A 24,899-nucleotide genomic window follows, 5' to 3' on the forward strand; every position below is an offset into this window, starting at 1 on the left:
TAGAAGCGGGCTTGAAATCCAATTCTTTTTGAGGAGAGTTGGAGGAGACAAGTTCAGTATGCTGCGCCGCAGAATATAAATCAAATTTATATTTAGAATATCTGTTATTCAGCGCGCAAATGTCCCCTCCCGCGCCATTACACCTTGACGCAGTTGATATCGATGGCCGCGTGGCCGTCGCCGATGGTGCCGGCAGCGCTGGTGGCTTTGCTCGCTTCCCCGGCGGCCGGTGCCGGCTCCAGGCGCGTGCCTACCGGCGTGGTGGGCGTGGCCACCAAGTTGCAAACTGTCGGCGTCGTTCCGCTGGGCTGGCGGAAAATCGTCAGGCTGATGTTGGAGCCATACTTCAGATTCGGGACCAGGTAGGTGGGGGCGACGGCCGGCGTTGTCTTCGGCATCTCGATGTCGATCGGGTTGGGCGTGTCGCTGCCGTTGGTGATCTGCAGGCCGGTGACGTCGGCGCCGGGCCCAATGGTGACCTTGCCGGTCAGGTTCCAGCGCTGCACATTGCAGTACAGCTGGACTTCGATGCTGGCACGCCGTCCGGCCACATCGCTGCCGTCAAGGATCTGGCAGCTCGTATGGGGCGCCGGTGTCGCTGCAACAATGTTGTACTCGGTACCGTATTCCAGCGTATTGGGGAAGGAGACCGTGGTGGCCGTGCTGCTATTGATGGTCAGGGTCTGGCCACTGATCGTGTCCTTCAACACGAGCGGGAAATACACCAGGCCTTCGGCCTGGGTCTTGTTGATGTTGACATTGATCGGGTAGGTCGCCTTGCCGCCGCAGCCGGACAGGCCCAGAGCAAGTGCGAGCAGCAGGGCCGGACGCATAAAGGATGATTTCATATATTCTCCAAAGCCCCTGTCAGGTGCACGAAATGTTCAAATTGGTCACGCCACCGTTGGGCATCCTGGCCACGGGCGCCGCAATCGGCGGGTTGGCCTGGGGGGCAGCCTGCGACACGACACAGGTGCCGTTGGTGGGCTGCTTGAGGATGGTCACGCTGTAAGGCACTTCTTCCGGCACCGGCGGCAGCGAGAACTGTCCTGTCAGCGCGGTTTCGTTGGCCGCTGCCGTATACGTGCCACTGCCGTTGTTGATCACGAGGCCGGCGTGCGGGCCGGTGATGGTGCCGCCCAGGGGATAGGTGATGAGCTCGCACGACACCGCGATGCCCTGGGCAGGATAGATGCCCACGTTGCCGTCGCCATTGAGGACCCTGCATGTCTTGGCATTGGCCGGTATTTCGTAGACCACCTGGCCGTCAACCTTTTCTGCCTTTTCCACCAGTTCGACTTTGTACGCCGTATTCGCGGTCACGAACTGGGTGAACTGGAAACCGGCTCCGGGAGCGACATCGACCGGGGTGCCGCCATTGAGCCTGAGCTTGAGTCCCGGCTTGGTCACGTTGACCAGGGTGACGGGAATCGGCTGGTCGGGAAACGGCTCTTCGCCGCGGCCGCAGGCCGACAGGACCAGTGCGCACGCCAGCGCAGCGCCTGTGGCTGTGGCGCTACTGAAGTACTTATTTTTCATGCAATCTCCGAATCTGGTGAAGCGGGCAGGCCGGATGGGCGCCGCGGAAAGAATTGGACGCCATTTTAGTGCATTTACTATCACGACGGCTCGTTTGCGTTGTTTCACCATGTAACGGTGGCTGGGAGACGGCAATCGGCCCAAATAACCACGCTGCGTTGCGCGCAGCGAAAACCGAGGCTTGCCTCGATTGATTTTCCCCCTGCGCCTCGCTATGCTAGACATAACCCCCTCTACCGAGTCTGGATATGACCACGACATCGCGCCGCGCCTGGCCCAAGGCCATTCTGTTCGACCTGGACGATACGCTGTGGCCGATTGCGCCCGTCATCATCGAGGCCGAGCAAAGGCTGCACCAGTGGCTGCAGGAAAACGCGCCCCGCGTGGCCGACCGTTTCTCCATCGACAACCTGCGCCAGAAGCGGCTCGCCCTGCTCGCCACCCAGCCCGAGTTTCACCTGGACCTGGGCGCCCTGCGCCGGGCCGGGCTGCTGTCGGCCTTTGAAGAGGCAGGCGAGGATATCGACAAGGTCGAGCAGGCCATGATTCACTTCTTCGCCGCCCGCAACGCGGTGGTCCCCTATGACGACGTGCTGCCCGGCCTGCTGCGCCTGAAAGGGCGCGCCAAGCTGGGATCGATCAGCAATGGCAATGCAGACCTGCAAGCCATTGGCCTGTCGCACCACTTCAAGGTGTCGGTCGCCGCCCACGAGCTCGGTTACGCCAAGCCGGACGTGGCCATTTTCCATGCTGCCTGCAAGGCCCTCGGGGTCGATCCGGCCGACGCCGTCTACGTGGGCGACGACGTGCTGCTCGACATCCGCGGCGCGCAGCAGGCGGGCTTGCGCGCCGTCTGGCTCAACCGGGCAGGCAGCAGCCGGCACCTGGAACACGCCGTGGTGCCGGACGCCATTGTCAGCAATTTTGACGAGCTGCTGGACTGGCTCAAGCGCGAGCACGACTGACGCGGGCGCGTCATGGCAGGCAATCGCCACGTGCGCGCGGCGAACGTGCATAATATGGCACTGACAAGTCTGTTTTTGACCATACCCGAATCATGCCTCTCGACACCCGAGCTCAAACACTGCTGAAAGCGCTGGTCGAACGGTATATTGCCGACGGCCAGCCGGTCGGCTCGCGCGCGCTGTCCAAGATTTCCGGCCTCGACCTGTCGCCGGCCACCATCCGCAACATCATGGCTGACCTGGAAGAGATGGGCTACGTGGCCAGTCCCCATACCTCGGCCGGGCGCGTGCCCACCCCGCGCGGCTACCGGATCTTCGTCGATACCCTGCTTACCGTGCAGCACCTCGACGAGCAATCGGTCGAGTCGCGCATGCGCTTGCAGACGCTGCAGCCGCAAAAGCTCATTTCCAGCGCCGCGCAAATGCTGTCCTCGCTGTCGCAATTTGCAGGCGTGGTGCAAAGTCCGCGCCGCGAGTCGGTGTTCCAGCAAATCGAGTTCCTGCGCCTGTCCGAAAAGCGCATCTTGCTCGTCATCGTCGATCCCCGCGGCGACGTCCAGAACCGCCTGCTGCTGACCGAATCGGACTATACGCCCACCCAGCTGATCCAGTCGGCCAACTACATCAACCAGAATTACGGGGGGCTGTCGTTCGACGAGGTGCGCCTGCGCGTGACGGGCGAACTGCGCCAGCTGCGCGACGACATGGGGCGCCTGATGCAGGCGGCGGTGGAGGCGGGCAGCGAAGCGATGGCCGACCAGTCCGACGACATGGTCATTGCGGGCGAGCGCAATCTGCTGTCGGTGTCGGACCTGTCGTCGAACATGAGTTCGCTGCGCCAGATGTTCGACATGTTTGAACAGAAAACCGGCCTCATGCAGCTGCTGGACGTGTCGAGCAAGGCATCGGGCGTGCAGATTTTTATCGGCGGCGAATCCAATCTTGTGCCCATGGAGGAAATGAGCGTGGTGACGGCGCCCTACGAAGTCCATGGCAAGATCGTCGGCACCCTGGGCGTGATCGGCCCCACCCGCATGGCTTACGAGCGGGTCATTCCCATTGTCGATATCACGGCCAAGCTGCTGTCGAACGCGCTCAGCAACAACTGAGGGATCAATCGCCGTCGTTAATGGCGGTGTGGGCAGTCCGTCTTGACACAGTTGCCGTAGATGGCCAGTGCATGCTCGGCAATCTTGAAGCCGCGCTCGACGGCCACCTTGTGCTGGCGCTGCTCGATCTCTTCATCGTAGAACTCTTCGACCCGGCCGCAGTCCAAGCAGACGAGGTGGTCGTGGTGCGAACCGGCGTTGAGTTCAAAAATCGCCTTGCCGGTTTCAAAGTGGTTGCGGTGCAGTAAGCCCGCCTGCTCAAATTGCGTCAATACCCGGTACACGGTGGCCAGGCCCACATCCATGTTTTCGGTCAGGAGCAACTTGTAGACGTCTTCGGCTGTCAGATGGCGCACTTCGCTGTTCTGGAAAATTTCCAGAATTTTCAGCCGGGGCAGGGTTGCTTTCAGGCCGCTTGCCTTCAGGTCGCTAGGATTGTTACTCATGTTTTACTCGTTTATGGGCGCAGTGCTTTATGATATAGCGTTTTAGACGGAGGCGCCTAGGCTTCCGTTCAACGTTTTGAGGTTCCCTATGCGTGTAGTTACTCCAGTTTTGCACCGTTTTCGCCAGCGTGCCATGACGGCGGGCCTGTTGGGCGCCGCCCTCGTGCTGTCGGGCTGTGCGCAAATGCGCGCCGCAACCGCGCCCCCGGCGCCGGTCACCAATGACGGACCCGTCGCCGGCACCGGCAGCCAGACCGTGCAGGCCACCAAGCTGCAGAAGTTCCTGTGGGTATTTTCGCCCTACCGTCCCGATATTCAGCAGGGCAATTTCGTCTCCAAGGAAATGCTGGCCCAGCTCGAAGTCGGGCAAAGCCGCGACCAGGTGCGGTTTATCCTCGGCACGCCCCTGTTGACCGACATTTTCCATGCCGACCGCTGGGATTATCCGTTTTACCTGCAGCGCGGCAATGGCGCCCTCACCAGCGCCAGGGTCGTGGTCCACTTCAAGGATGACAAGGTAGCGCGCATTGAAGGCGGCAATCTGCCAAGCGAACAGGAATACATTGCCCAGATCGCCGGTCCGCCGCGCAAGGTCAAATCGTCCCAGAGCGCGCCCAAGAAGGAAGAAGTGGGCGCGGCGGCGATCAACATCAAGAAATAAACATCAACAATTAAATTTATCCAACAACAGGAATGGGCATGAGTGAATCGGGAAGCGGTCAGTTGAAGGTGGCGGTGGCCGGCGCCAGCGGGCGCATGGGAAAAATGCTGATTGACGCCATTGCTGCCGCTCCCGACATGGTGCTGGCCGGCGCGCTGGGCGTGCCCGGCTCGCCCGAGATCGGCACCGATGCCGGCGCCGGCAGCGGCCAGCTGACGGGCGTACTCATTCAGTCCGATCTGGCACTGGGCCTGGCCGATGCCGATTTCCTGATCGATTTCACCCGGCCCGAAGGCACGCTGCACCACCTCGATTACTGCGTGGCCAATGGCATCAAGATGATCATCGGCACCACCGGTTTCGACGACGCCGGCAAGGATGCCATTCGCGAAGCTGGTGCCAGGATTGCCATCATGCTGTCGCCTAACATGAGCGTGGGCGTCAATGTCACGCTCAAGCTGCTGGAAATGGCCGCCAGGAGCATGGCCGAAGGCTACGACATCGAAATCGTCGAGGCCCACCACCGGCACAAGGTTGATGCGCCCTCCGGCACCGCGCTCAAGATGGGCGAAGTCATTGCCGACGCCCTCGGGCGCGACTTGAAGCAGTGCGCGGTCTACGGCCGCGAAGGCGTGACCGGCGCCCGCGATCCATCCACCATCGGCTTTGCCACCATTCGCGGCGGCGATATCGTGGGTGACCACACCGTGCTGTTCGCCGGCATTGGCGAACGTATCGAAATCAGCCACAAGTCCAGCAGCCGCGTGACCTATGCCCACGGTGCGCTGCGCGCTGCGCGCTTTCTGGCCAGCCGCGACAAGGGTTTGTTCGACATGCAGGACGTGCTGGCCCTGTCCTGATCCGGTGCCGCCATGCCCGACGCCCCCAGCCCGCACGGTGCCAACGCCCTGGAACTGGCACTGGCGCGCCTCTGGGAGCAGGGCGATGCCGTCAGCCAGGCCGTGATGGTCTTGCTGCTGGCCATGTCGCTGGTGAGCTGGTGTGTCATCCTTTTCAAGGGCTGGACCAGCTGGCGCATCCGGCGCGCCGCGCCGGCGGTCGATCGCTTCTGGGAAGCGCCCACCGTCAGCGACGGCGTCGCCATGCTGTCGGTAGCCGACACGGAACACATCTTTTCGCCATTGCCGGGCACCGGCCTGAAGCAGGCCGGGGCAATGCCGGGCCTGGGTGGCAGCGTGCCCCGCACCGAGCACATGGTGCGCCTGCTGCGCCAGCAAATCCAGCACTCGACCCGGCGCATTGAAAGCGGCCTGACGCTGCTGGCCTCAATTGGCGCGACGGCGCCATTTGTGGGCCTGCTCGGCACGGTGTGGGGCATCTATCATGCGCTGGCCAAGGTGTCGGCTGCGGGCCCAGGGGCGCTTGATCATGTCGCCGGGCCCGTGGGGGAAGCCTTGACCATGACCGGGGCCGGGCTGGCGGTGGCCATTCCCGCGGTGCTGGCGTACAACGCGTTCAACCGCATCAACCGCATCACGCTGGCCGAACTGGACGGCTTTGCCCACGACCTGCACGCGTACTTTACGCGCCAGGAGGCGGCGTGACCTTCGGCGCCTTCCAACCGGCCCGGCCACAGGCCATGATGAGCGACATTAACGTCACGCCCATGGTCGACGTGATGCTGGTGCTGCTGGTGATCTTCATCATGACCGCGCCCCTGTTGACGCACAAGATGCGGTTGGCGCTGCCCACTGCCGGCATGGTTGCCACGCCGGCGCAGGCGCACAGCATCATCATCGCCATCGATGCGGCGGGCATCGTGTACCTCGATGGCGCTGCCGTAACGCCGGCCCAGCTTGACGCACAGCTGGCGCTGGCCGCCGCTACGACCCCGCAGCCGGAGCTGCAGCTCATGGCAGACAAGAATACGCGCTACGACACCGTGGCGAAGGTGATGAGCACTGCGCAAATGCGCGGCCTGGGCAAGCTCAGTTTCGTCACCCAGGCAAACAAGGAGAATGAACATGGCCAGCGTTGAACTGAACGGGGCGGCAATCGCCGGGTGGGATACGTTTCACGAGGAGTGCAAGCGCGCGTTCGGCTTTCCCGACACGTACGGCAACACCATGGACGCGTGGGTGGACTGCCTGAGCTACCTGCGCGATGAAGACGGCATGACGCGCTTTCGCCTCAATCCAAATGAAGTGCTGGAGGTGGTGGTCAAGGACGCGGCGCAGATGAAGGAGCGGGCCCCGGACCTGCTCGAAGAAATGACCTTTTGCGTGGCCGGCATCAACGAGCGCTATGAAGACTACGGCGAAAAGCCGGCCCTCAAGCTGGTGCTGCGCTAGCGGTCCATCGCTCTTCGCTGCGATGCTCCCAGACCGCTACGGCCTGATATCTTCATAATCGCCGATCGCCGACATCGCTAAGGCGCTGTCCATCAAAATGGTTTGTGAGATTCCTCAAGCGAGTAATTCTGAATGCAAAGTGCATGACCGAGCGCAATGGCAAAGAATTAATGTTTCTCCATGATGAATCTGCGTCGCTTTTCGATGCCAATTCAAAAGAGGATTTTTCATGACGAGAACGTTTTCGAAGACGATATGCTTGGTGCTTGCCGCGGCGGCAATGTCCGCTGCGTCCAAAGCGCAGGCTGGGCTGGTGTGGTTCAGCCGTGCAAACTGTATCAATAACGAAAGTATAAGTTGGGATTGGCCAGGCAAGGTCTATCGGCTTCATACGTCGAGCCATCACTGGAATAGTCGTACTGGCTGGGAAAAGCCGATTCACACCGGCTGGGAATCGAGCAATCATTCAGGCGCGATTCATTGGGGCGAAGGGTTGAAGGGCGGCTATTACGTCATTGGCGTCCACCACAGCTGGAATTCGCATTATGGTGAAATATTCCTTGGATACACGCCTGCGACGCATTGCAGCATCGGGTTTTTTTTCCCGGGATGGTAGCGCTGCCGAGCAAGTTTGTCTAAACCCAAAACTATAGGACGACCATGAAAACGACTATCTGTGTCACCGCCGCCTTGACCGCAGCAAGCGTATTTGCGCAGCCTCCGGTCATGCCCGGCCCGGCGAAAGGCAGCAACGACCGCGTTCTGGTGCTGCAAACGGATCAGATGCCTGTACCTCCACCAGCCGACGAGCTGCGCAAAATGCAAAGCATGCTCGCTATGAAAGCCGAGGATGGCTTCAGCCGCCTAATCAGGGAACCGCAGCCAGTGCGCGAGTTCATGAACGATTTGAATATCGTCAGGAATCATCAATCCGGTGCCACGAAAGCTGCTGCTTTCGCGCACGCGCTCAAGACTGGCAAGTCACTGCCCGTGGCCCCCGTGGTAGTCAAAGACCTCAACGATTTGAAAATCGGCTTTAGCCCGACCACAGTGCGTAGCGGCCGGCTTATCGGAGTGGCGCCTCAAGGCACAATGGTGCGCGGCGCTTGGACGGGAGTTGAGCGCTACTACGCAATTGACGGTGCGGGGACCATGCGGGTGTCGGAAACGGACTTGGCCGCTTCTGGCGGCATGTTTTACATGCATGCGCCCTTGGTCAATGCGCGGATTGGAGGCAAGCCCGCCATTTCGGTGGTATTTGCGGACGATCATGGCCAGCGTATCGAAGAAGTAATGTGGGGGAACGGGCCGAAACTGTTCAAGGTCACGTTTGCGCCTCTCATGCGCAGGGAGAAAAACGGGCAGATGAAAGCTAACGTTGCAGTCAGCGCGTTTTCACTGGCAAGTGACTTGCGATAGCGAGTGACCCGGGGCATGACGCGCCGTCACCTCAAGCCAACGAGGTGCTGGCGTGGTGGTCAAGGCTCAATCTGGCATCGAAGTTCGTCGCCTTCAGGCCTCTGGTGACCAGCGTGCGCAGGCAGCCTTAGCGCACTGCCTGCAAATCGAAGTGAGCGTTGTAGATCAGCCCCAGCACATTGCCTGAGGGGTCGAGCAACTCGGCCACCTTGATGCCGTCGCCTACGTCCTGCACGGCTGCATGTACCTGGGCGCCCAGCGCGACAATGCGCGCGACTTCGGCGTCAATATCTTCCACACCCCAGAAAATCTTGGAACCGGTCGCGCCCGGCGTCCCGTCCGGGATCAGGCCCAGCTCAAAGCCACCGATTTCAAACCCGACGTAAAACGGCTGGTCAAAGTAGGGCGCCTTGTTAAATACCGAGGCATACCAGGCCTTGCCTGCAGTGAGGTCGGTAACCGGGTAAATCGCCGTGCGCAGGCCCTTGATCATGCTGTTCTCCTCGTTCGCAGTAGAAAGTGAACAGTTTGCCAGCCCCATGCCCTGCTGTCATCAATTAGGGGAAGGCGATGTGGAAGGTAAGCGTGAGGTTGGCAGTGAGCATTGCGAACACAATGCCGAATGCCCACCTGTGTAGAAGCATTTCGGCTTTCAGCGTGGTTATGTCAGCCCGTATCCCGGCAATATCGGATTTCAACTCAACCTGCAGGGCGTCGATTTGTGCTCTGAGTTCTGACCGTAACCCGGCAATTTCCGCTTTGAGTTCAGACCGCACCTCGGCAATTTCCGCTTTGAGTTCCGACCGTAACCCGGCAATTTCCGCTTTGAGTTCTGACCGTACCTCGGCAATTTCCGCTTTGAGTGCTGACCTTACCCCGGCGATGTCGGCTTTGAGCTCTGATCGTATTTCAGCTATTTCCGCTTTGAGTCCGGTGCGCAGCACATCAAGCCGCAAGAGAATGCGGTTCTCCATTTCTTTCATCTCGCAGCGTATGCAGTTACCGAATTTCTCGAAGTCGACGGTACGTACCATATTAGCCAGCGCCGTGCTGAGGGCCCGTGCATGAACAGATGCCTGATTTTTTGGCACGCCGGCAGCTTCCAGCTCATCTACGTATGACTGTGGATCGAAGGTATCGCTCATGATCTGTTCCTGGAAGGAGTTAATCGGATCGCCTCCCTTTTTTAGACATTTGGCGCACTTGGTCGTTCAGCCCAAATGTCCACTCACTGGCCTTCAATTTAGCTGAGCCAGTATAATGACCGGTTCATATCCATTTTCCGGCCGGGCCTCGCTGGCCGCCCTTACATCATGCAAGATAAATATAGTCCCGCCGACGTCGAAAAAGCCGCGCAAGCCCACTGGAAGGCAATTGATGCCTACAAGGCGGTAGAAAACGACCCGCGTTTCCCAAAAGGCAAGTATTACGCTTGCTCGATGCTGCCTTACCCTTCGGGCAAGCTGCACATGGGCCACGTGCGCAACTATACGATCAATGACGTGATGTACCGCTACCTGCGCATGAATGGCTACAACGTCCTCATGCCCATGGGCTGGGATGCCTTCGGCATGCCGGCCGAGAACGCGGCGATGCAAAACAAGGTGCCGCCGGCCCAATGGACCTATTCCAACATCGCCCACATGAAGGAGCAGATGGAGTCGATGGGCCTGGCCATTGACTGGTCGCGCGAAATGACGGCCTGCACCCCCGAGTACTACAAGTGGAACCAGTGGATGTTCCTCAAGATGCTTGAAAAAGGCATCATCTACAAGAAGACCGGCACTGTGAACTGGGACCCGATCGACCAGACCGTGCTGGCCAACGAGCAGGTTGTCGACGGCAAGGGCTGGCGCTCGGGCGCGCCGATTGAAAAGCGCGAAATCCCCATGTACTACGCGCGCATCACCGATTACGCCGACGAGCTGCTCGATTACGTCGACAACAAGCTGCCCGGCTGGCCCGAGCGCGTGCGCGTCATGCAGGCCAACTGGATCGGCAAGTCGGTCGGCGTGCGCTTCGCCTTCCCGCACACCATTGCCGGCGAAGACGGACGACTGATCAACGACGGCAAGCTGCACGTGTTCACCACCCGTGCCGACACCATCATGGGCGTGACCTTCTGCGCCGTGGCGCCGGAACACGCGCTGGCCACGCATGCGGCATCGGACAATCCGGCGCTGGCGGCCTTTATCGCCGAGTGCAAGCTCGGTTCCGTGATCGAAGCGGACATGGCCACCATGGAAAAGAAGGGCATGCCGACCGGCCTGTTTGTGACCCACCCCATCACCGGCGACGAGGTGGAAGTCTGGGTCGGCAATTACGTGCTGATCACCTACGGCGACGGCGCCGTGATGGGCGTGCCGGCCCACGACGAGCGCGATTTCGCGTTCGCCAAAAAGTACCAGCTGCCGATCAAGCAGGTGGTCGCCGTGGAAGGCAAGGAATACTCGACAGACGCCTGGCAGGAGTGGTACGGCGACAAGGAAAGCGGCAAGTGCATCAACTCCGGCAAGTACGACGGCCTTGATCACATCGCCGCCGTCAATGCCATCGCCGGCGACCTGGCAGAGCAGGGGCTGGGCGACAAGAAGGTGACCTTCCGCCTGCGCGACTGGGGCATCAGCCGCCAGCGCTATTGGGGCACGCCGATTCCGATGATCCACTGCGCCGACTGCGGCGTGGTGCCGGTGCCCGAAAAAGACCTGCCGGTGGTGCTGCCCGAAGACTGCGTACCGGATGGCAGCGGCAACCCGCTCAACAAGCACGAAGCCTTCCTCAAGTGCGACTGTCCCCAGTGCGGCAAGCCTGCGCGCCGCGAGACCGACACCATGGATACCTTCGTCGATTCGTCCTGGTACTACATGCGCTATACCTCGCCGGGCAGCACCGAGGCCATGGTCGACGAACGCAATGACTACTGGATGCCGATGGACCAGTACATCGGCGGCATCGAGCACGCCGTCATGCACCTGCTGTACGCGCGCTTCTGGACCAAGATCATGCGCGACATGGGCCTGGTCAAATTCGATGAACCCTTCGTCAACCTGCTCACGCAGGGCATGGTGCTCAACGAGACCTACTACCGCGAAGACGAAGCGGGCAAGAAGACCTGGTACAACCCGGCCGAAGTGGACCTGACGCTGGACGACAAGGGCCGTCCGCAAGGCGCCACCCTGCAGGCCGACGGCAATCCGGTCTGTATCGGCGGCACGGAAAAGATGTCCAAGTCGAAGAACAACGGCATCGACCCGCACGCCCAGATCCAGCAGTACGGCGCCGACACGGCGCGCCTGTTCACCATGTTCGCTTCGCCCCCGGAGCAGACGCTGGAATGGTCCGATACCGGGGTGGAAGGCGCCAGCCGCTTCCTGCGCCGCGTGTGGGCCTACGGTTACGCTCAGGCGCCGCGCATCGATATGGCGCTCAATGCCGACAACAAGGCAGAACTGAACGAAAGCCACAAGACGCTGCGCCGCGAACTGCACAAGATCCTGCAGCAGGCCGACTATGACTTGAAGCGCATCCAGTACAACACCGTGGTGTCGGCCTGCATGAAGATGCTCAACACGATGGAGTCGGCCAGGCTGGAAGACGGCGCCGGCACCGACGCCGTGATCGCCGAAGGCTTCTCGATCTTCCTGCGCGTGCTCAATCCCGTGGCCCCGCACATTACCCACGTGTTGTGGCAGGAACTGGGCTACGGCAAGGCGTACGGCGATATCCTCGACGTGCAGTGGCCACAGGTCGACCCGGCAGCGCTGGAGCAGGCCGAAATCGAGATGATGATCCAGGTGAACGGCAAGCTGCGCGGCTCCATCAAGGTGGCCAAGGATGCGGACAAGGCCAGCATCGAGAAAATGGCACTGGCCTGCGAAGCGGTGCAGAAGTACATCGAGACGCCGCCCAAAAAGGTGATCGTCGTGCCGGGCAAGTTGATCAGCATCGTGGTGTAAGCATGGGCGCCATGCTCCGCAGGATCGCTCTCGCGCTGGTGGTCATGGCCACGCTGGCGGCCTGCGGCTTCCAGCTGCGCGGCTCCAGCGCCCAGTACACGATGCCCTTCAAGAGCCTGTACCTGGCATTTGAAGACACCTCCCCGCTGGGTACCGAGCTGCGGCGCAGCCTGCGCGCGCGCGACGGCACTTTGGTGGTGATGGACCCGGCGCGCGCCGATGCACGCTTCGAGGTTCTGTCCGAAAACCGCACCAAGACCATTCTCTCGCTGAACGCCCAAGGCCGGGTGCGCGAGTACATGCTGACCTACACGCTCAACTTCCGCGTGGTGTCCACCAGCGGCGCCCAGATCCTGGGGCCCACCGAAATCACGCTCAAGCGTCCGCTCCAGTTCAACGAGACCCAGGTGCTGGCCAAGGAGTCGGAAGAGATCACGCTCTACCGCGACATGCAGACCGACCTGGTGCAGCAGATCATGCGCCGCCTGGCAGCGGTCAAGCCGGCCTGAGACGACCATGCAGCTGCGCGTAGATGCACTGGAAGGCCACCTGGCGAAAACGATCGCGCCGCTGTACGTAATCAGCAGCGACGAGCACCTGCTCGCGCTGGAGGCGGCAGACAAGATCCGCCGCGCCGCGCGCGCCAATGGCTACACCGAGCGCGACGTGCTGACCGTGGAGCGCAGCTTCAAATGGGGCGAGCTGCTCGCTGCGAACCAGGCCCTGTCCCTGTTTGGCGACAAGAAGCTGATCGAGCTGCGCATCCCCACCGGCAAACCAGGCAAGGATGGCGGCGCGGCACTGCAGGCCTACACCAAGGACTTAAGTCCCGACAACCTCACCCTGATCACGCTGCCCAAGCTGGACTGGCAAACCGCCAAGGCCGCGTGGGTGGGCAGCCTGCAGCAGGCGGCGGTGTACATCGAGATCCCGTCCATCGAGCGCGCCGCGCTGCCGGGCTGGATCGGCACCCGCCTGGCAGCGCAGGGCCAGAGCGCGGACCGCCAGGGGCTGGACTTCATCGCCGACCGGGTGGAGGGCAACCTGCTGGCGGCGCACCAGGAAATCCAGAAACTGGGCCTGCTGCACGAACCGGGCAGGCTGACGTTCGAGCAGATCCACGACGCGGTGCTGAACGTGGCCCGCTATGACGTATTCAAGCTGTCCGAGGCCATGCTGGCCGGCGACCCGGCGCGCCTGGTGCGCATGCTCGAAGGCTTGAAGGGCGAGGGTGAAGCGCTGCCGCTGGTCCTGTGGGCCGTCGCCGAGGAGATCCGTACGCTGTTAAAATTGAAGTCCGGGATGGCGCAGGGCAGGCCGCTCGGCATGCTGCTCAAGGAAGCCCGCATCTGGGGCCCGCGCGAGCGCATGATGGACCCGGCCCTGCGGCGCATCTCGCTGCCGACCCTGGAACAGGCATTGCAGGACGCCGCCCAGGTCGACAAGATGGTCAAGGGACTGCGCTCAAAGGCCTTTGCGGGCGACGCCTGGGACGCCATGCTGCAGCTGGCCCTCAAAGTCGCACGCGCTTGATCCCCTGGCTGCGGTGATGTCACTGCGCGCCACCACCAAGACCGAATCATGAATATCACCGAATACATGCAAGATGTCGGCCAGCGCGCCCGAGCCGCCTCGCGCGGCATGGCCCGCGCCGACAGTGCCACCCGCAACCGCGCGCTGCTCCTGATCGCCGACGCCATCGTGCGCGATGCGCCACTGCTGGTGCAGGCCAACCAGCGCGACATGGATGCCGCCCGCGCCGCCGGCCTGGCCCCGGCCATGCTTGACCGCCTGGCATTGTCGCAGGGAGCCATCGACACCATGGTGGCCGGCCTGCGCCAGATTGTCTCGCTGGCAGACCCGATTGGCGAAATCTCCAACATGAAGTTCCGCCCCAGTGGCATCCAGGTGGGCCAGATGCGGGTGCCGCTGGGCGTTATCGGCATCATCTACGAAGCGCGCCCCAACGTGACGGTGGACGCGGCGGGCCTGTGCATCAAGAGCGGCAACGCCACCATCTTGCGCGGCGGCTCGGAAGCGATCCACTGCAACCGCGCGCTGGCCAAAATCGTGGCCGAAGGCCTGGCCGGCGCCGGCCTGCCGGCGGACGGCGTGCAGATCGTGGACACCACCGACCGCGCCGCCGTGGGGGCGCTCATCACCATGCCGCAGTACGTGGATGTGATCGTCCCGCGCGGCGGCAAGGGCCTGATCGCGCGCCTGATCGAGGAGTCGACAGTGCCCATGATCAAGCACCTGGACGGCATCTGCCACGTCTATATCGATGACAAGGCGGACCTGGCCAAGGCGCTGCCGATCGCTTTCAACGCCAAGTGCCACCGCTACGGCACCTGCAACACCATGGAAACGCTGCTGGTGGCGCGCGCCATCGCGCCGCAGGTTCTGCCGCAGCTGGCGCCCCTGTATGCAAGCCGCGACGTGGAACTGCGCGCCGATCCGGAAGCCATGGCCATCCTGGCCGGCTACCCGCACCTGGTGGCAGCGGTCGAGGAAGACTGGAGCACCGAATACCTGGCGCCGATCCTGGCGGTGAAGGTGGTGGCCGACATGGATGACGCCATGGCCCACATTAATACCTACTCGTCGAAGCATACCGACGCCATCGTCACCGAAGACTACAGCGCCGCCATGCGCTTTCTGCGCGAAGTCGATTCGGCATCCGTCATGGTCAACGCGTCCACCCGCTTTGCCGACGGCTTCGAGTATGGACTGGGCGCGGAGATCGGCATCTCCAACGACAAGCTGCATGCACGCGGCCCGGTGGGTCTGGAAGGACTTACCTCCCTGAAGTACGTGGTCTTCGGCCACGGCGAAATTCGTCAATAAAGGATCATCATGCTCTGGATTAAAGCCTTCCACATCGTTTTCGTGACCTCATGGTTTGCCGGCCTGTTCTACCTGCCGCGCATTTTCGTGAATCTGGCCATGGAGACCGATGCCACCTCGCACGCACGGCTGATCCTGATGGCGAAAAAACTGTACCGCTTCACGCTGATCCTGTCGGTGCCCGCCGTGCTCCTGGGCGTGTGGCTGTGGATGGGCTATGGTTTCCGCGGTGGCTGGCTGCATGCAAAGCTGGCGCTGGTGTTCCTGGCCATTGGCTACAATCACGCCTGTGGTTCGCTGCTGAAAAAATTCGAGAACAAGGCCAACAAGCGCTCGCACGTGTGGTTCCGCTGGTTTAACGAAGTGCCTGTTGTACTGCTGCTTGCCATCGTCATCCTGGTGGTGGTCAAACCTTTTTGATCGGGTCGCGCATGGGCAAGACAATCACTTACTACCTCACGCCGCAGTCGCCGTTTGCCTACCTGGGCCACGCACGCCTGCTGCGCATCGCCGCCGCGCACGACGCGCAGATCGACATCCGTCCCTTTGACCTGGGCCGTGTGTTTTCCGTCTCCGGTGGCCTGCCGCTGGCCAAGCGCGCGCCGCAGCGCCAGGCGTACCGCCTGCAGGAGCTGGCGCGCTGGTCGGCCCACCTGGGCGTGCCGCTCAACCCGCAGCCCAAGGTATTTCCGGTGCCGCCGGAACCGGCCGCGCGCCTGATCATCGCCGCCCGCACCAGCCTGGGCGTGGCGCCCGCGCTGGAACTGGCCGGCGCCGTCATGCGTGGCCTGTGGGCCGAAGACCGCAACATCGCCGACGACGCCACGCTGGCGCAGGTGGCCGACCTGTGCGGCTTTGACGGCCGCATGCTGCTCAAGTCCGCCGCTACCGCCGGCGTGCAGGATCAGTTCGACAAGAATACTGACGACGCCATCGCCGCCAACGTGTTCGGCGCGCCCTGGTATATCGTCGATGGCGAAGGATACTGGGGCCAGGACCGGCTCGATTTCGTCGAGCGCGCGGTCAGCGCCTGACCTGCTCATCGCACCACAGCTGCATGCGCCAGGCTGCATGCAGCACGCATACACATCACTGAATTTTCACAACGGATAAAGGGTACACCATGGCTTCATATTTTTGTCCTTGCCCGCGCGGCATGGAGGCGGCGCTGGCCGAGGAACTGCTGGAAATCGCGGCCGCCAGCAGCACCATGAAGGTGCACAACCAGGTGCCGGGCGGCGTCCACTGCTCGGGCGACATTACAGACTCCTACCGTATCAACCTGCATTCGCGTATTGCCTCGCGCGTGCTGATGCGCATGGCGCACCAGAGCTACAAGACCGAAAACGACATCTATGACCTCACCCTGGCGCAACCCTGGGAAGACTGGTTCACCTTTGATCACACCATCCGGGTCGACGTCACGGCCGTCAAGTCGCCGCTCAAAAGCCTGGAATTCACCACGCTCAAGATCAAGGACGCTATCTGCGACCGCTTCCGCGACCAGTTCAGCAAGCGTCCGTCGGTGGACACGCGCGAGCCGGACATGCGCATTGTCGGCTTTCTGGACTCGCACAATTTCACCATCTACCTCGACACGTCCGGCGAAGCGCTGTTCAAGCGCGGCTGGCGCGAAGAAACGGGCGACGCGCCCCTGCGCGAAAACCTGGCCGCCGGCATGCTGCGCGTGTCGGGCTGGAAGCCGGGAACCGTCCTGTTCGACCCCATGTGCGGCTCGGGCACCATCCTGATCGAAGCGGCGCAGATGGTGCAGGGTATCCCGCCGGGCGCGCGTCGCCGCTTTGCGTTCGAGGCCTTCAACAGCTTCGAGCCCGGCCCGTGGCAAGCCATGAAAAACGCCATCAAGCCCAATCCCTTGCCGAGCGAACCGACCATTTTCGGCAGCGACATCTCGGGCGACATGGTCGCCATGACGCGCCACAACCTCAAGGTGGCGGGCATCATGTTTGACGTGCCGCTCAAGCAGATCGAGGCGCAGGAAGTCAAGCCGCCCACCGAGCAGCCGGGCATTTTGCTGACCAATCCGCCCTACGGTGAGCGGATCGGCGTGCGCGGCGACACCACCATCCCGGCAGACGAAATGTCGGTGCAGTTCTATTCCGCCCTGGGCACCACGCTCAAGCAGCGCTTCGCCGGCTGGACCGTGTTCCTGTTCACGGCCGACCTGTCGCTGCCCAAGCTGCTGCGCCTGAAGGAGGCGCGCAAGACGCCGTTCTTCAACGGTGCGCTCGAGTGCCGCCTGTTCAGGTTTGACATGGTGGCCGGTTACAACCGCCGCGAAGAAGCAAAACCCAAGCCTGAATAATGCTGCCGATCCCGCCATCGAACCTGCCAGCCGATCCGGTCACACCGGTGCCGCTGCCGCCCGTGCATCGGATCCCGATGCCGGGCCGGGTGGCGCTGGCGGTCCTGCTGGCCAGCCTGTCGATGCTGGGACCTTTTTCAATTGATGCCTACCTGCCGGCCTTCCCCCACATCCAGGCCGACCTGCGCGCCTCGGGCATCGAGGTGCAGCAGACGCTGACGGCCTTCATGCTGGCCTTTGCCGGCATGGTGCTGTGGCATGGCGCCCTGTCCGATGCCTTTGGCCGCCGCAATGTGATCCTGTGCGCGCTGGTGGTGTTTGCCATCGGTACGTTCGGCTGCGCGGCGTCCGATTCGGTGTACTACCTGTGGATCTTCCGCATCATGCAGGGCGTGTCGGCCGGCGCCGGCGTGGTGGTGGGACGGGCCATCATCCGCGACCTGTACTCGGACGCCGATGCCGCGCGGCTGCTGTCGCTGGTGACCATGATCTTCACTATTGCGCCGGCCATCGCGCCCATACTCGGTGGCTGGATCGTGTCGTTTTCCGACTGGCGCACCATTTTCCTGGCGCTGCTGGCCTACACGCTGGTGCTGTTCGGCTTTTGCTACAAGCGCCTGCCCGACACGCTGCCACGCGAAAAGCGCCAGCCCTTCAATCCCCGCTTTCTGTGGACCAGTTACAGCACCATCTTCGGGTCGGCCCTGTTCCACATGAAGGCCGGTATCGTGGCACTCAATTTTGCCGGGCTGTTTCTGTACATTGCGGCCGCCCCCGTCATGCTGCCCGAGCACCTGGGACTGGGGCCCAGCGAATTCGGCTGGCTGTTCTTTCCCACCGTGGCGGGCATCTTTCTGGGTGCGCTCACGGCCAACCGCATTGCCGGCAAGATGACGTTCGCGCGCCAGATCGGCATGGGCTTCGCCTTCCTGCTATCGGCCGCGGCCATCAATGTGCTGTACCACGTATTTTTTCCGCCAGCCCTGCCATGGTCGGTGGCGCCGATGTTCCTCTACACGTTTGGCATGTCCATCATTGCCCCTGCCGCCACGCTGCTGGCGCTCGACCTGTTCCCCCACATCCGCGGCACCGTGGCTTCCTGCCAGTCGTTCGCCACCACCCTGCTGGGCGCCATCGTGGCCGGCGTGATCGCGCCGGCCCTGTCGCACTCGGTGCTGTGGCTGGCCGTGGGCCAGGCCGTGTTTGCCATCACGGCACTGGCCCTGTGGATGGGCGCGCGTGCCTACCGCCGCGCCGTGCCGCGCCACCCTGTTGCGTGAGCGGCAAATTTTCCGTTCGTACATATATTCTTTCAATCAACATTCGTGTGGTTATGCTAAGATAGTTGGCTGAGACAAATGCCGTGGCCGCTTGCGCCGTTTAATGCCACGCACATAAAAACGATATTGACGGCTGTGGAAAAATGGTGGACTCGGATAACGATATTCGCAATCGCCTTTTGATTGCCAGGCTGCCGGCCATGCCGCAGATTCTCATCAAGCTGATCGGGCACTTGCAGGCCGACGACCTGGGCATGACCGAACTGGCGGCCCTGATTGCCAATGACCCCGGCATGACCAGCAAGATCCTGGCCGTGGCCAACAGCTCGGCCTATCACCGCAGCAGCCGCAGCATCGGCGTCGAGCAGGCCCTGATCACCCTCGGCACCGACATGATCAAGCTGCTCGTGATCGGCGAATCGGTGGCCCAGACCTTTCATAATTTCCCCCATGCCGGCAGCCTGGATTTGCGCCGCTTCTGGAAGCACTCGATCACCGCGGCCCTGGTGGCGCGCGACCTGGCCCAGCGCATGCACTATGCGCAGCCCGAGGAAGCCTACCTGGCGGGCCTGCTCCACAATGTCGGCCGCCTGGCGCTGCTGGCCACGGCCCCGCGCGACTATGCCTACAATTTCAGCGCCCGCGACGATGAAGGCCTGTGCGCCGTCGAGCAGCGCACCCTGCAAATCACCCACGCTGAAGCCGGCGCCTGGCTGATCGAACGCTGGCAGCTGGACTCCTTCCTGGCCGACGCGGTCCTGTACCACCATGAAGCAGGCAGTCGCCTGGCTTTCAGCCATCCCTTGATCCGTATCGTGCGCCTGGCCCACGTGCTGGCCAGTGCCGACGCCGGCGACGAGGAAGTGGCCGATGCCGCCGCCCTGTGCGGGCTGCAAGCGGAGGCGACCGAGCCAATCCGGGCCAGCGCCGCGCGCCAGCTGATCCTGACTGCCGCGCAGCTGGGCATCAACCTGGAAGGCGCAGACGACGCCGTGGCGCCGCCGGCCTGGGCGCCGGTGCAGCGCGACCCCGTGCAGCAGCGCCTTGCCGAAGACGTGGGCCAGCAGATGCTGGTGGCGCACGCCGGACAGGCGTTCGCGCGCCAGCAGGGCGAGGCCGGCCTGTTTGACGCTATTACGCGCGCGGCTCGCATCCTGTTCGATTTCAGTGATGCCATCGTCCTCGTGGAAGACGCCGGCACGCGCCAGCTGGTGGGCACCGGCGGCAGCACGCAGCAGCGCAGTGCGCAATTTACCGCGCCCCTGGACGGACGCGGGGCACTGGCGCTGGCGGCCGGGGGCGGCAAGGTGCAGGCGGTGCCCGGCAGCGCAGGGGGGGCCGGTCTGGCCGAACAGCAGATGCTGCGCCTTCTGGGCAGCGAGAGCATGGTCTGCATTCCGCTGGTGGCGGGCAGCCGCAGCCTGGGCGTGCTGGCTGGCGGCGTCCAGGCCTGGCAGGCGGCGCAGGCAGGCAAGCGCGAACGCTTCATGCAGGCGTTCGGCGTGCAGGCCGCCAGCGCGATGGAAGCCGCACTGGCAGGGCGCGGCCACACGCGGCGCCAGCTCGCGCACGTGGCTGACGAATACCGGGCCGCGTCGCGCCGGGTCGCGCACGAAGTGAACAACCCGCTGGCCATCATCAAGAATTACCTGGGCGTGCTCGATGAAAAGCTGGCGCGCCAGGAAAGCGTGGCCGGTGAAGTCACCATCCTGAGCGAAGAAATCGACCGCGTGGGACATCTGATCAACGGCCTGGCCGGCCTGCCGGACGGCGCCCCGGGCAGCGTCAACACCATTGGCGCCGTGGTCGACGACGTGCAGCGCCTGTTTCGCGCCGGCGGCAGCGTGCCGGCCGGAGTGCTGCTGGCCACCGCCATCAGTCCCGCCTGCGAGGGCGTGGCATGCGACGCCGACATGCTCAAGCAGGTCCTGGTCAACCTGGTCAAGAACGCGCTGGAAGCGGTGGGCGCGGACGGGCGCATCGATATCGCCAGCCGCAACCACGTGCATCGCGATGGCCGCCTGTTCGTGGAGCTGGTGGTGTCGGACAACGGCCCGGGCTTGCCGCAGCACGTGATGGCGGGCCTGTTCGCACCGGTACGCAGCGACAAGGATGGACCGCACCGCGGCCTGGGGCTGTCGATCGTGCATGGCCTGCTCACGCGCGCCGGCGGCTGCATCAGCTGCCGCAGCGGCAGTGCCGGCACCAGCTTCGACCTGCTGCTCCCTGCATGGACCGAGCCGGCATGACGGCGCAATTGGAACTGGAGATGCTGCCACGCCTGCTCCTGGTCGATGACGAGCCGCGCCTGCTGTCGTCGCTGCATGAACTGCTGTGCGAGCGCGGCTACACCCTGGTGACGGCACAGAGCGGCGCCGAGGCGCTGGCCCACCTGGTGGCCCAGAAATTCGACCTGGTACTGCTGGACCTGCGCCTGCCGGACATGAGCGGGCACGAGGTGATGGACTTCATCAATGCCAACCAGATCGGCACCGACGTGATCGTGATGAGCGGTGAAGTGGGCATCGAGGCGGCCATCGGCGCCCTCAAGCGCGGTGCCTACGACTATCTGCGCAAGCCCTACAGCCGCGAGGAGCTGCTCAAGACCGTCACCAACGCCCTCCAGCAGCGGCGCCTGGAAGTGGCGAACGCGCGCATCGCCTCGCAGCTGGAGAACTCGGAAAAGCTGTATCGCTATCTGGTCGACAGCTCGCCCGACATCATCTATACGCTCGACCACGAAGGCCGCTTCACGTTCGTCAATGACCGCGCCTACCAGCTGCTGGGCTTTAGCCGCGAAGACCTGATCGGCAAGCACTACGCCATCCTGATCCACGACGAAGACCTCGAACGTGCGCGCTACGTATTCAACGAGCGGCGCGTGGACGAGCGGGCCTCGCGCAATGTGGAACTGCGCCTGAAATGCCACAACCATCCTGGCGCGGACCGCACCTTCAACAATACCCTGATGACGATCTCGCTCAATTCGATCGGCATGCATGTGCCGGACCGGGACGTGCGCAAGCTCGAATTCTTCGGCACCTACGGCGTGGCGCGCGACATCACGGAGCGCAAGCACGCCGAAGAAGTCATCAATTACCAGGCGTACCACGACATCCTGACCGACCTGCCCAACCGCATGCTGTTCAAGGACCGCCTTGGGCTGGCCGTGATCCAGGCCAAACGCAAGGCGGCGGAACTGGCGGTCATGTTCATTGACCTGGACCGCTTCAAGCTGGTGAACGACACGCTGGGACACGTGAAGGGCGACGAATTGCTGCAGCAAGTCGCCATGCGCCTGAAGCAGTGCCTGCGCCGCGGCGACACGCTGGCGCGCCAGGGCGGCGACGAATTCACTATCGTGCTGCCGGAACTGCGCGACCGGACCGATGCCAGTGCCATCGCCGAGAAATTCCTGGAGTGCCTGCACCAGAGCTTCGATCTTGATGGCCATGAAGTCCACATCTCGGCCAGTATCGGGATCGCCGTGTACCCGGTGGACGGCGAGACCATCGATGAACTGCTGCGCCACGCCGACATCGCCATGTACCAGGTCAAGGCGCTGGGCAAGAACGGCCACGCCTTCTATCACAACTCGATGCTCGATGTCTCGCGCCAGAAGATCGCGCTGGAACAGAGCCTGCGCAAGGCACTCGACAACGACGAACTGGAAATGCACTACCAGCCGCAGATCGATGTTGTCACGGGCCGCATCATTGGCGCCGAAGGCCTGATGCGCTGGAACCATCCGCAGCGCGGCCTGCTCACCGCTGGCGAGTTCTTGCCTTTTGCCGAGGAAAACGGCCTGATGCTGCCGATTTCGGACTGGATGATCAAGGCGCTGTGCCGCGACATGCAGATCTGGAATGCGGCCGGTGGCCAGTCAATCCGGCTCTCGCTCAATCTCTCGCCCCAGTACCTGGACCGCGGCGACTTTTTCGAAAAAATGCGCGGCGCGCTGGTGCGCTATGGCATATCGCCGGCCCAGATCGAGGTGGAAATCACCGAGAATATCTGCATCCGCAGCCCGCAGTACGCCATCGAGCAGCTCAACAAGCTGTGCGAACTGGGCGTATCGGTGGCGATTGACGATTTCGGCACCGGCTACTCGTCGCTGTCCTACCTGCACCGCTTCCCGATCCACACCATCAAGATCGATCAGTCCTTCGTCAGGGAGATCCATGACGAGCATGGCCACTACCCGGTCATCCTGGCCATCATCTCAATCGCGCGCGGCCTGGGCCTGCACCTGATTGCGGAAGGCGTGGAGACGGAGGTGCAGGCGCGCTACCTGCGCTCGCACGGCTGCGTCACCATGCAAGGTTTCCTGTTCCACGTACCCGTTTCACTTGCCGCCTTTATCTGCGTCCTGGAAGAGCACTTCGCCATGCCGGACGCTGAAAACAACGTCGCTTCGCTACAGGCCTGAACCCATGCACAATTCATTCTGCCAGACGGTGCCGCCATCGACCGACCAGGGCTGCAGCGCAGACTTCTTGCGCGTAAAGGCACTGGCGCGCGCGGGCGACGCCAGCGCCCAGCACCGCACCGGCTTCATGTATTTCCATGGCGAGGGCGTGGGCCGCGACCTGGGTCAGGCGCTGCACTGGTACCTGAAGGCTGCCTACTCCGGGCTGGCACTGGCTCAGTACAACCTGGGGGTGATGCACCAGCGCGGCCAGGGCGTGGAGCGCGACGAGCAGCAGGCCGTCCACTGGTATTTGCTGGCGGCGGAGCAGGGCTACGCGCCGGCCCAGTTCAACCTGGGCTGGATGCACGCGCGCGGCGTGGGCGTGGCGCGCGATGTGACCAAGGCGCATGGCTGGTTCGCGCGCGCCGCCGCCCAGGGCGATGCAGGGGCACAGAACAACCTGGGCATGATGTACGAGACCGGCAAGGGTGCGCCGCGTGACCTGGCCAGGGCCGTAGCGCTTTACCGCAGTTCCGCCATGCAGGGCCACGCGCGCGCCCAGTTCAACCTGGCCATGTGCTGCCAGCGCGGCGAGGGGGTGGAGCAGGATGAGCAGCAGGCCATCGAATGGCTGCGCAAGGCGGCCGACCATGGCCATGCGGGCGCGCAGTTTAACCTGGGACTGCGCTACGACAAGGGGACAGGCCTGGTGCAGGACAGCGAGCGCGCCGCGCACTGGTACCGGCGCGCGGCCGGCCAGGGCCATGCGAGTGCCCAGTTCAATCTCGGGCTGCTGCATGACACCGCGGCGCCGCCGCTGCGCAGCGAGGTGCTGGCGCTGGAGTGGTACCGCAAGGCCGCCGCCCAGCATCATGCCGGCGCGCTGGACCATCTTGGTCTGCGTTATCAGAACGGGCAGGGCGTGGAGCGCGACGACGTCAGGGCTGCAGCCCTGTTCGAGCAGGCCGCGCGCCAGGGTTTCCCCAGCGCGCAGTATCACTATGGTCTGCTGTTCGACGGCGGCCGCGGCATTGCCATCGACGCACTGCAGGCGGCGCACTGGATCGGCCTGGCCGCAGCGCAGGGCCATCTGCGCGCCCAGTTCGACATGGGCCTGCGCTGCGACGCCGGTACCGGCGTGGCACAGGACGAGCAGGCAGCCCTGCACTGGTATCGGCGCGCCGCCGACAAAGGCTATGTGCCGGCGCAGTTCATGCTTGGGGTGCTGCACGACCGGGTGGACAGCCCTGCGTACGACCCGCAGCTGGCCGTGTCGTGGTTCCTCAAGGCGGCCGCGCAAGGCTACGCCCGGGCCCAGTTCGCAATGGGCCTGCGCTACGACAGCGGCAACGGCGTGACCCCGGATCACCACGCGGCCTACGCCTGGTATGTGCGTGCCGCGCGCCAGGGCCATGCGCGCGCACAGCTCAACCTTGGCTTGATGCACGCTGCCGGGCATGGCGCCGGCCACGACCTGCTGGCGGCCTATGCATGGCTGGCGCAGGCCGAGCGTGGCGGCGCCCACGGCGCGCGTGCCGCGCGCGACCAGGTCACCGAGCGCATGAATATTGATGAAGTGGCGCAGATCGCACGCCTGGAAGAAGAGCTCGAGCTGGCCTAGCCGGGGC

25 protein-coding genes are annotated in these 24,899 nt (G+C 63.2%); 20 read left to right on the plus strand and 5 right to left on the minus strand.

Features of this window, described 5'->3' with window-relative positions; genetic code table 11:
• Positions 1-137 precede the first annotated feature (137 nt).
• Together KY495_RS10605 and KY495_RS10610 are read right to left on the minus strand one after the other, a co-directional pair.
• Positions 138-848, minus strand: a complete 711-nt coding sequence (locus KY495_RS10605; RefSeq protein ID WP_219883593.1) for a hypothetical protein — start codon at positions 846-848, stop codon at positions 138-140.
• A 19-nt stretch (positions 849-867) separates the two neighbouring features.
• Positions 868-1,539, minus strand: coding sequence for a hypothetical protein (locus KY495_RS10610; RefSeq protein WP_219883594.1), 672 nt, complete (start codon positions 1,537-1,539; stop codon positions 868-870).
• Between the two features lie 248 nt (positions 1,540-1,787).
• Between KY495_RS10610 and KY495_RS10615 the strand changes: the two genes are divergently transcribed.
• Positions 1,788-2,504: an HAD family hydrolase gene (locus tag KY495_RS10615; protein WP_219883595.1), complete on the plus strand. Its 717-nt coding sequence runs from the start codon at positions 1,788-1,790 to the stop codon at positions 2,502-2,504.
• Positions 2,505-2,596: 92 nt separating this feature from the next.
• A complete protein-coding gene (gene hrcA / locus KY495_RS10620) occupies positions 2,597-3,613 on the plus strand; it encodes a heat-inducible transcriptional repressor HrcA (RefSeq protein WP_219883596.1) in 1,017 nt (338 codons plus the stop codon).
• Positions 3,614-3,630: 17 nt separating this feature from the next.
• Here the strand turns inward: hrcA and fur are convergent, their stop codons facing one another.
• Positions 3,631-4,059 (minus strand): ferric iron uptake transcriptional regulator, encoded by a 429-nt coding sequence (gene fur, locus KY495_RS10625; protein WP_219883597.1) that lies wholly within the window; start codon positions 4,057-4,059, stop codon positions 3,631-3,633.
• 88 nt (positions 4,060-4,147) lie between these two features.
• On the opposite strand from fur, the gene KY495_RS10630 reads away from it, so the two are divergent.
• From KY495_RS10630 to KY495_RS10660, 7 genes are all read left to right on the plus strand, one after another.
• Complete coding sequence (locus KY495_RS10630) at positions 4,148-4,720, plus strand: outer membrane protein assembly factor BamE (protein WP_229518574.1); 573 nt, start codon at positions 4,148-4,150, stop codon at positions 4,718-4,720.
• A gap of 38 nt (positions 4,721-4,758) precedes the next feature.
• Positions 4,759-5,580: a 4-hydroxy-tetrahydrodipicolinate reductase gene (gene dapB, locus KY495_RS10635; RefSeq protein WP_219883598.1), complete on the plus strand. Its 822-nt coding sequence runs from the start codon at positions 4,759-4,761 to the stop codon at positions 5,578-5,580.
• Between the two features lie 12 nt (positions 5,581-5,592).
• Entirely contained in the window at positions 5,593-6,285 is a 693-nt protein-coding gene (locus KY495_RS10640) for a MotA/TolQ/ExbB proton channel family protein (RefSeq protein ID WP_219883599.1), read from the plus strand.
• On the plus strand, positions 6,282-6,719 hold the full coding sequence (locus KY495_RS10645; protein ID WP_219883600.1) for a biopolymer transporter ExbD: 438 nt from the start codon (positions 6,282-6,284) through the stop codon (positions 6,717-6,719). The genes KY495_RS10640 and KY495_RS10645 overlap by 4 nt, the downstream gene beginning before the upstream one ends.
• Positions 6,706-7,032, plus strand: a complete 327-nt coding sequence (locus tag KY495_RS10650; protein WP_219883601.1) for a barstar family protein — start codon at positions 6,706-6,708, stop codon at positions 7,030-7,032. Before KY495_RS10645 ends, KY495_RS10650 begins: the two co-directional genes overlap by 14 nt.
• Positions 7,033-7,261: 229 nt before the next feature.
• Positions 7,262-7,648 (plus strand): hypothetical protein, encoded by a 387-nt coding sequence (locus KY495_RS10655; protein ID WP_219883602.1) that lies wholly within the window; start codon positions 7,262-7,264, stop codon positions 7,646-7,648.
• A gap of 44 nt (positions 7,649-7,692) precedes the next feature.
• Positions 7,693-8,451, plus strand: coding sequence for a hypothetical protein (locus KY495_RS10660; protein WP_219883603.1), 759 nt, complete (start codon positions 7,693-7,695; stop codon positions 8,449-8,451).
• 127 nt (positions 8,452-8,578) lie between these two features.
• Here the strand turns inward: KY495_RS10660 and KY495_RS10665 are convergent, their stop codons facing one another.
• Positions 8,579-8,944, minus strand: coding sequence for a VOC family protein (locus KY495_RS10665; protein ID WP_219883604.1), 366 nt, complete (start codon positions 8,942-8,944; stop codon positions 8,579-8,581).
• Between the two features lie 64 nt (positions 8,945-9,008).
• On the minus strand, positions 9,009-9,596 hold the full coding sequence (locus KY495_RS10670) for a coiled-coil domain-containing protein (RefSeq protein WP_219883605.1): 588 nt from the start codon (positions 9,594-9,596) through the stop codon (positions 9,009-9,011).
• 168 nt (positions 9,597-9,764) lie between these two features.
• On the opposite strand from KY495_RS10670, the gene leuS reads away from it, so the two are divergent.
• From leuS to KY495_RS10725, 11 genes are all read left to right on the plus strand, one after another.
• Positions 9,765-12,407, plus strand: coding sequence for a leucine--tRNA ligase (leuS, locus tag KY495_RS10675; protein WP_219883606.1), 2,643 nt, complete (start codon positions 9,765-9,767; stop codon positions 12,405-12,407).
• Positions 12,408-12,409: 2 nt separating this feature from the next.
• Entirely contained in the window at positions 12,410-12,916 is a 507-nt protein-coding gene (gene lptE / locus KY495_RS10680; RefSeq protein ID WP_219883607.1) for an LPS assembly lipoprotein LptE, read from the plus strand.
• A 7-nt stretch (positions 12,917-12,923) separates the two neighbouring features.
• Positions 12,924-13,940, plus strand: coding sequence for a DNA polymerase III subunit delta (holA, locus tag KY495_RS10685; protein WP_219883608.1), 1,017 nt, complete (start codon positions 12,924-12,926; stop codon positions 13,938-13,940).
• Positions 13,941-13,988: 48 nt separating this feature from the next.
• Positions 13,989-15,254: a glutamate-5-semialdehyde dehydrogenase gene (locus KY495_RS10690; protein ID WP_219883609.1), complete on the plus strand. Its 1,266-nt coding sequence runs from the start codon at positions 13,989-13,991 to the stop codon at positions 15,252-15,254.
• Between the two features lie 9 nt (positions 15,255-15,263).
• Positions 15,264-15,674, plus strand: coding sequence for a CopD family protein (locus tag KY495_RS10695; protein ID WP_219883610.1), 411 nt, complete (start codon positions 15,264-15,266; stop codon positions 15,672-15,674).
• An 11-nt stretch (positions 15,675-15,685) separates the two neighbouring features.
• Positions 15,686-16,288: a 2-hydroxychromene-2-carboxylate isomerase gene (locus KY495_RS10700; RefSeq protein ID WP_219883611.1), complete on the plus strand. Its 603-nt coding sequence runs from the start codon at positions 15,686-15,688 to the stop codon at positions 16,286-16,288.
• Positions 16,289-16,377: 89 nt separating this feature from the next.
• On the plus strand, positions 16,378-17,580 hold the full coding sequence (locus KY495_RS10705; protein ID WP_374041000.1) for a class I SAM-dependent RNA methyltransferase: 1,203 nt from the start codon (positions 16,378-16,380) through the stop codon (positions 17,578-17,580).
• Positions 17,580-18,860 (plus strand): multidrug effflux MFS transporter, encoded by a 1,281-nt coding sequence (locus tag KY495_RS10710; protein WP_219883612.1) that lies wholly within the window; start codon positions 17,580-17,582, stop codon positions 18,858-18,860. The genes KY495_RS10705 and KY495_RS10710 overlap by 1 nt, the downstream gene beginning before the upstream one ends.
• Before the next feature lie 200 nt (positions 18,861-19,060).
• Positions 19,061-21,109, plus strand: a complete 2,049-nt coding sequence (locus KY495_RS10715) for an HDOD domain-containing protein (RefSeq protein ID WP_219883613.1) — start codon at positions 19,061-19,063, stop codon at positions 21,107-21,109.
• The gene (locus KY495_RS10720) at positions 21,106-23,289 is read left to right on the plus strand and encodes an EAL domain-containing protein (protein ID WP_229518575.1); all 2,184 of its coding nucleotides are present in this window, start codon (positions 21,106-21,108) and stop codon (positions 23,287-23,289) included. Before KY495_RS10715 ends, KY495_RS10720 begins: the two co-directional genes overlap by 4 nt.
• Before the next feature lie 4 nt (positions 23,290-23,293).
• Positions 23,294-24,892, plus strand: a complete 1,599-nt coding sequence (locus KY495_RS10725; RefSeq protein ID WP_219883615.1) for a tetratricopeptide repeat protein — start codon at positions 23,294-23,296, stop codon at positions 24,890-24,892.
• Positions 24,893-24,899: the final 7 nt, after the last annotated feature.

The sequence above is a fragment of the Massilia sp. PAMC28688 genome (assembly GCF_019443445.1).
GTDB lineage: Bacteria > Pseudomonadota > Gammaproteobacteria > Burkholderiales > Burkholderiaceae_D > Telluria_A.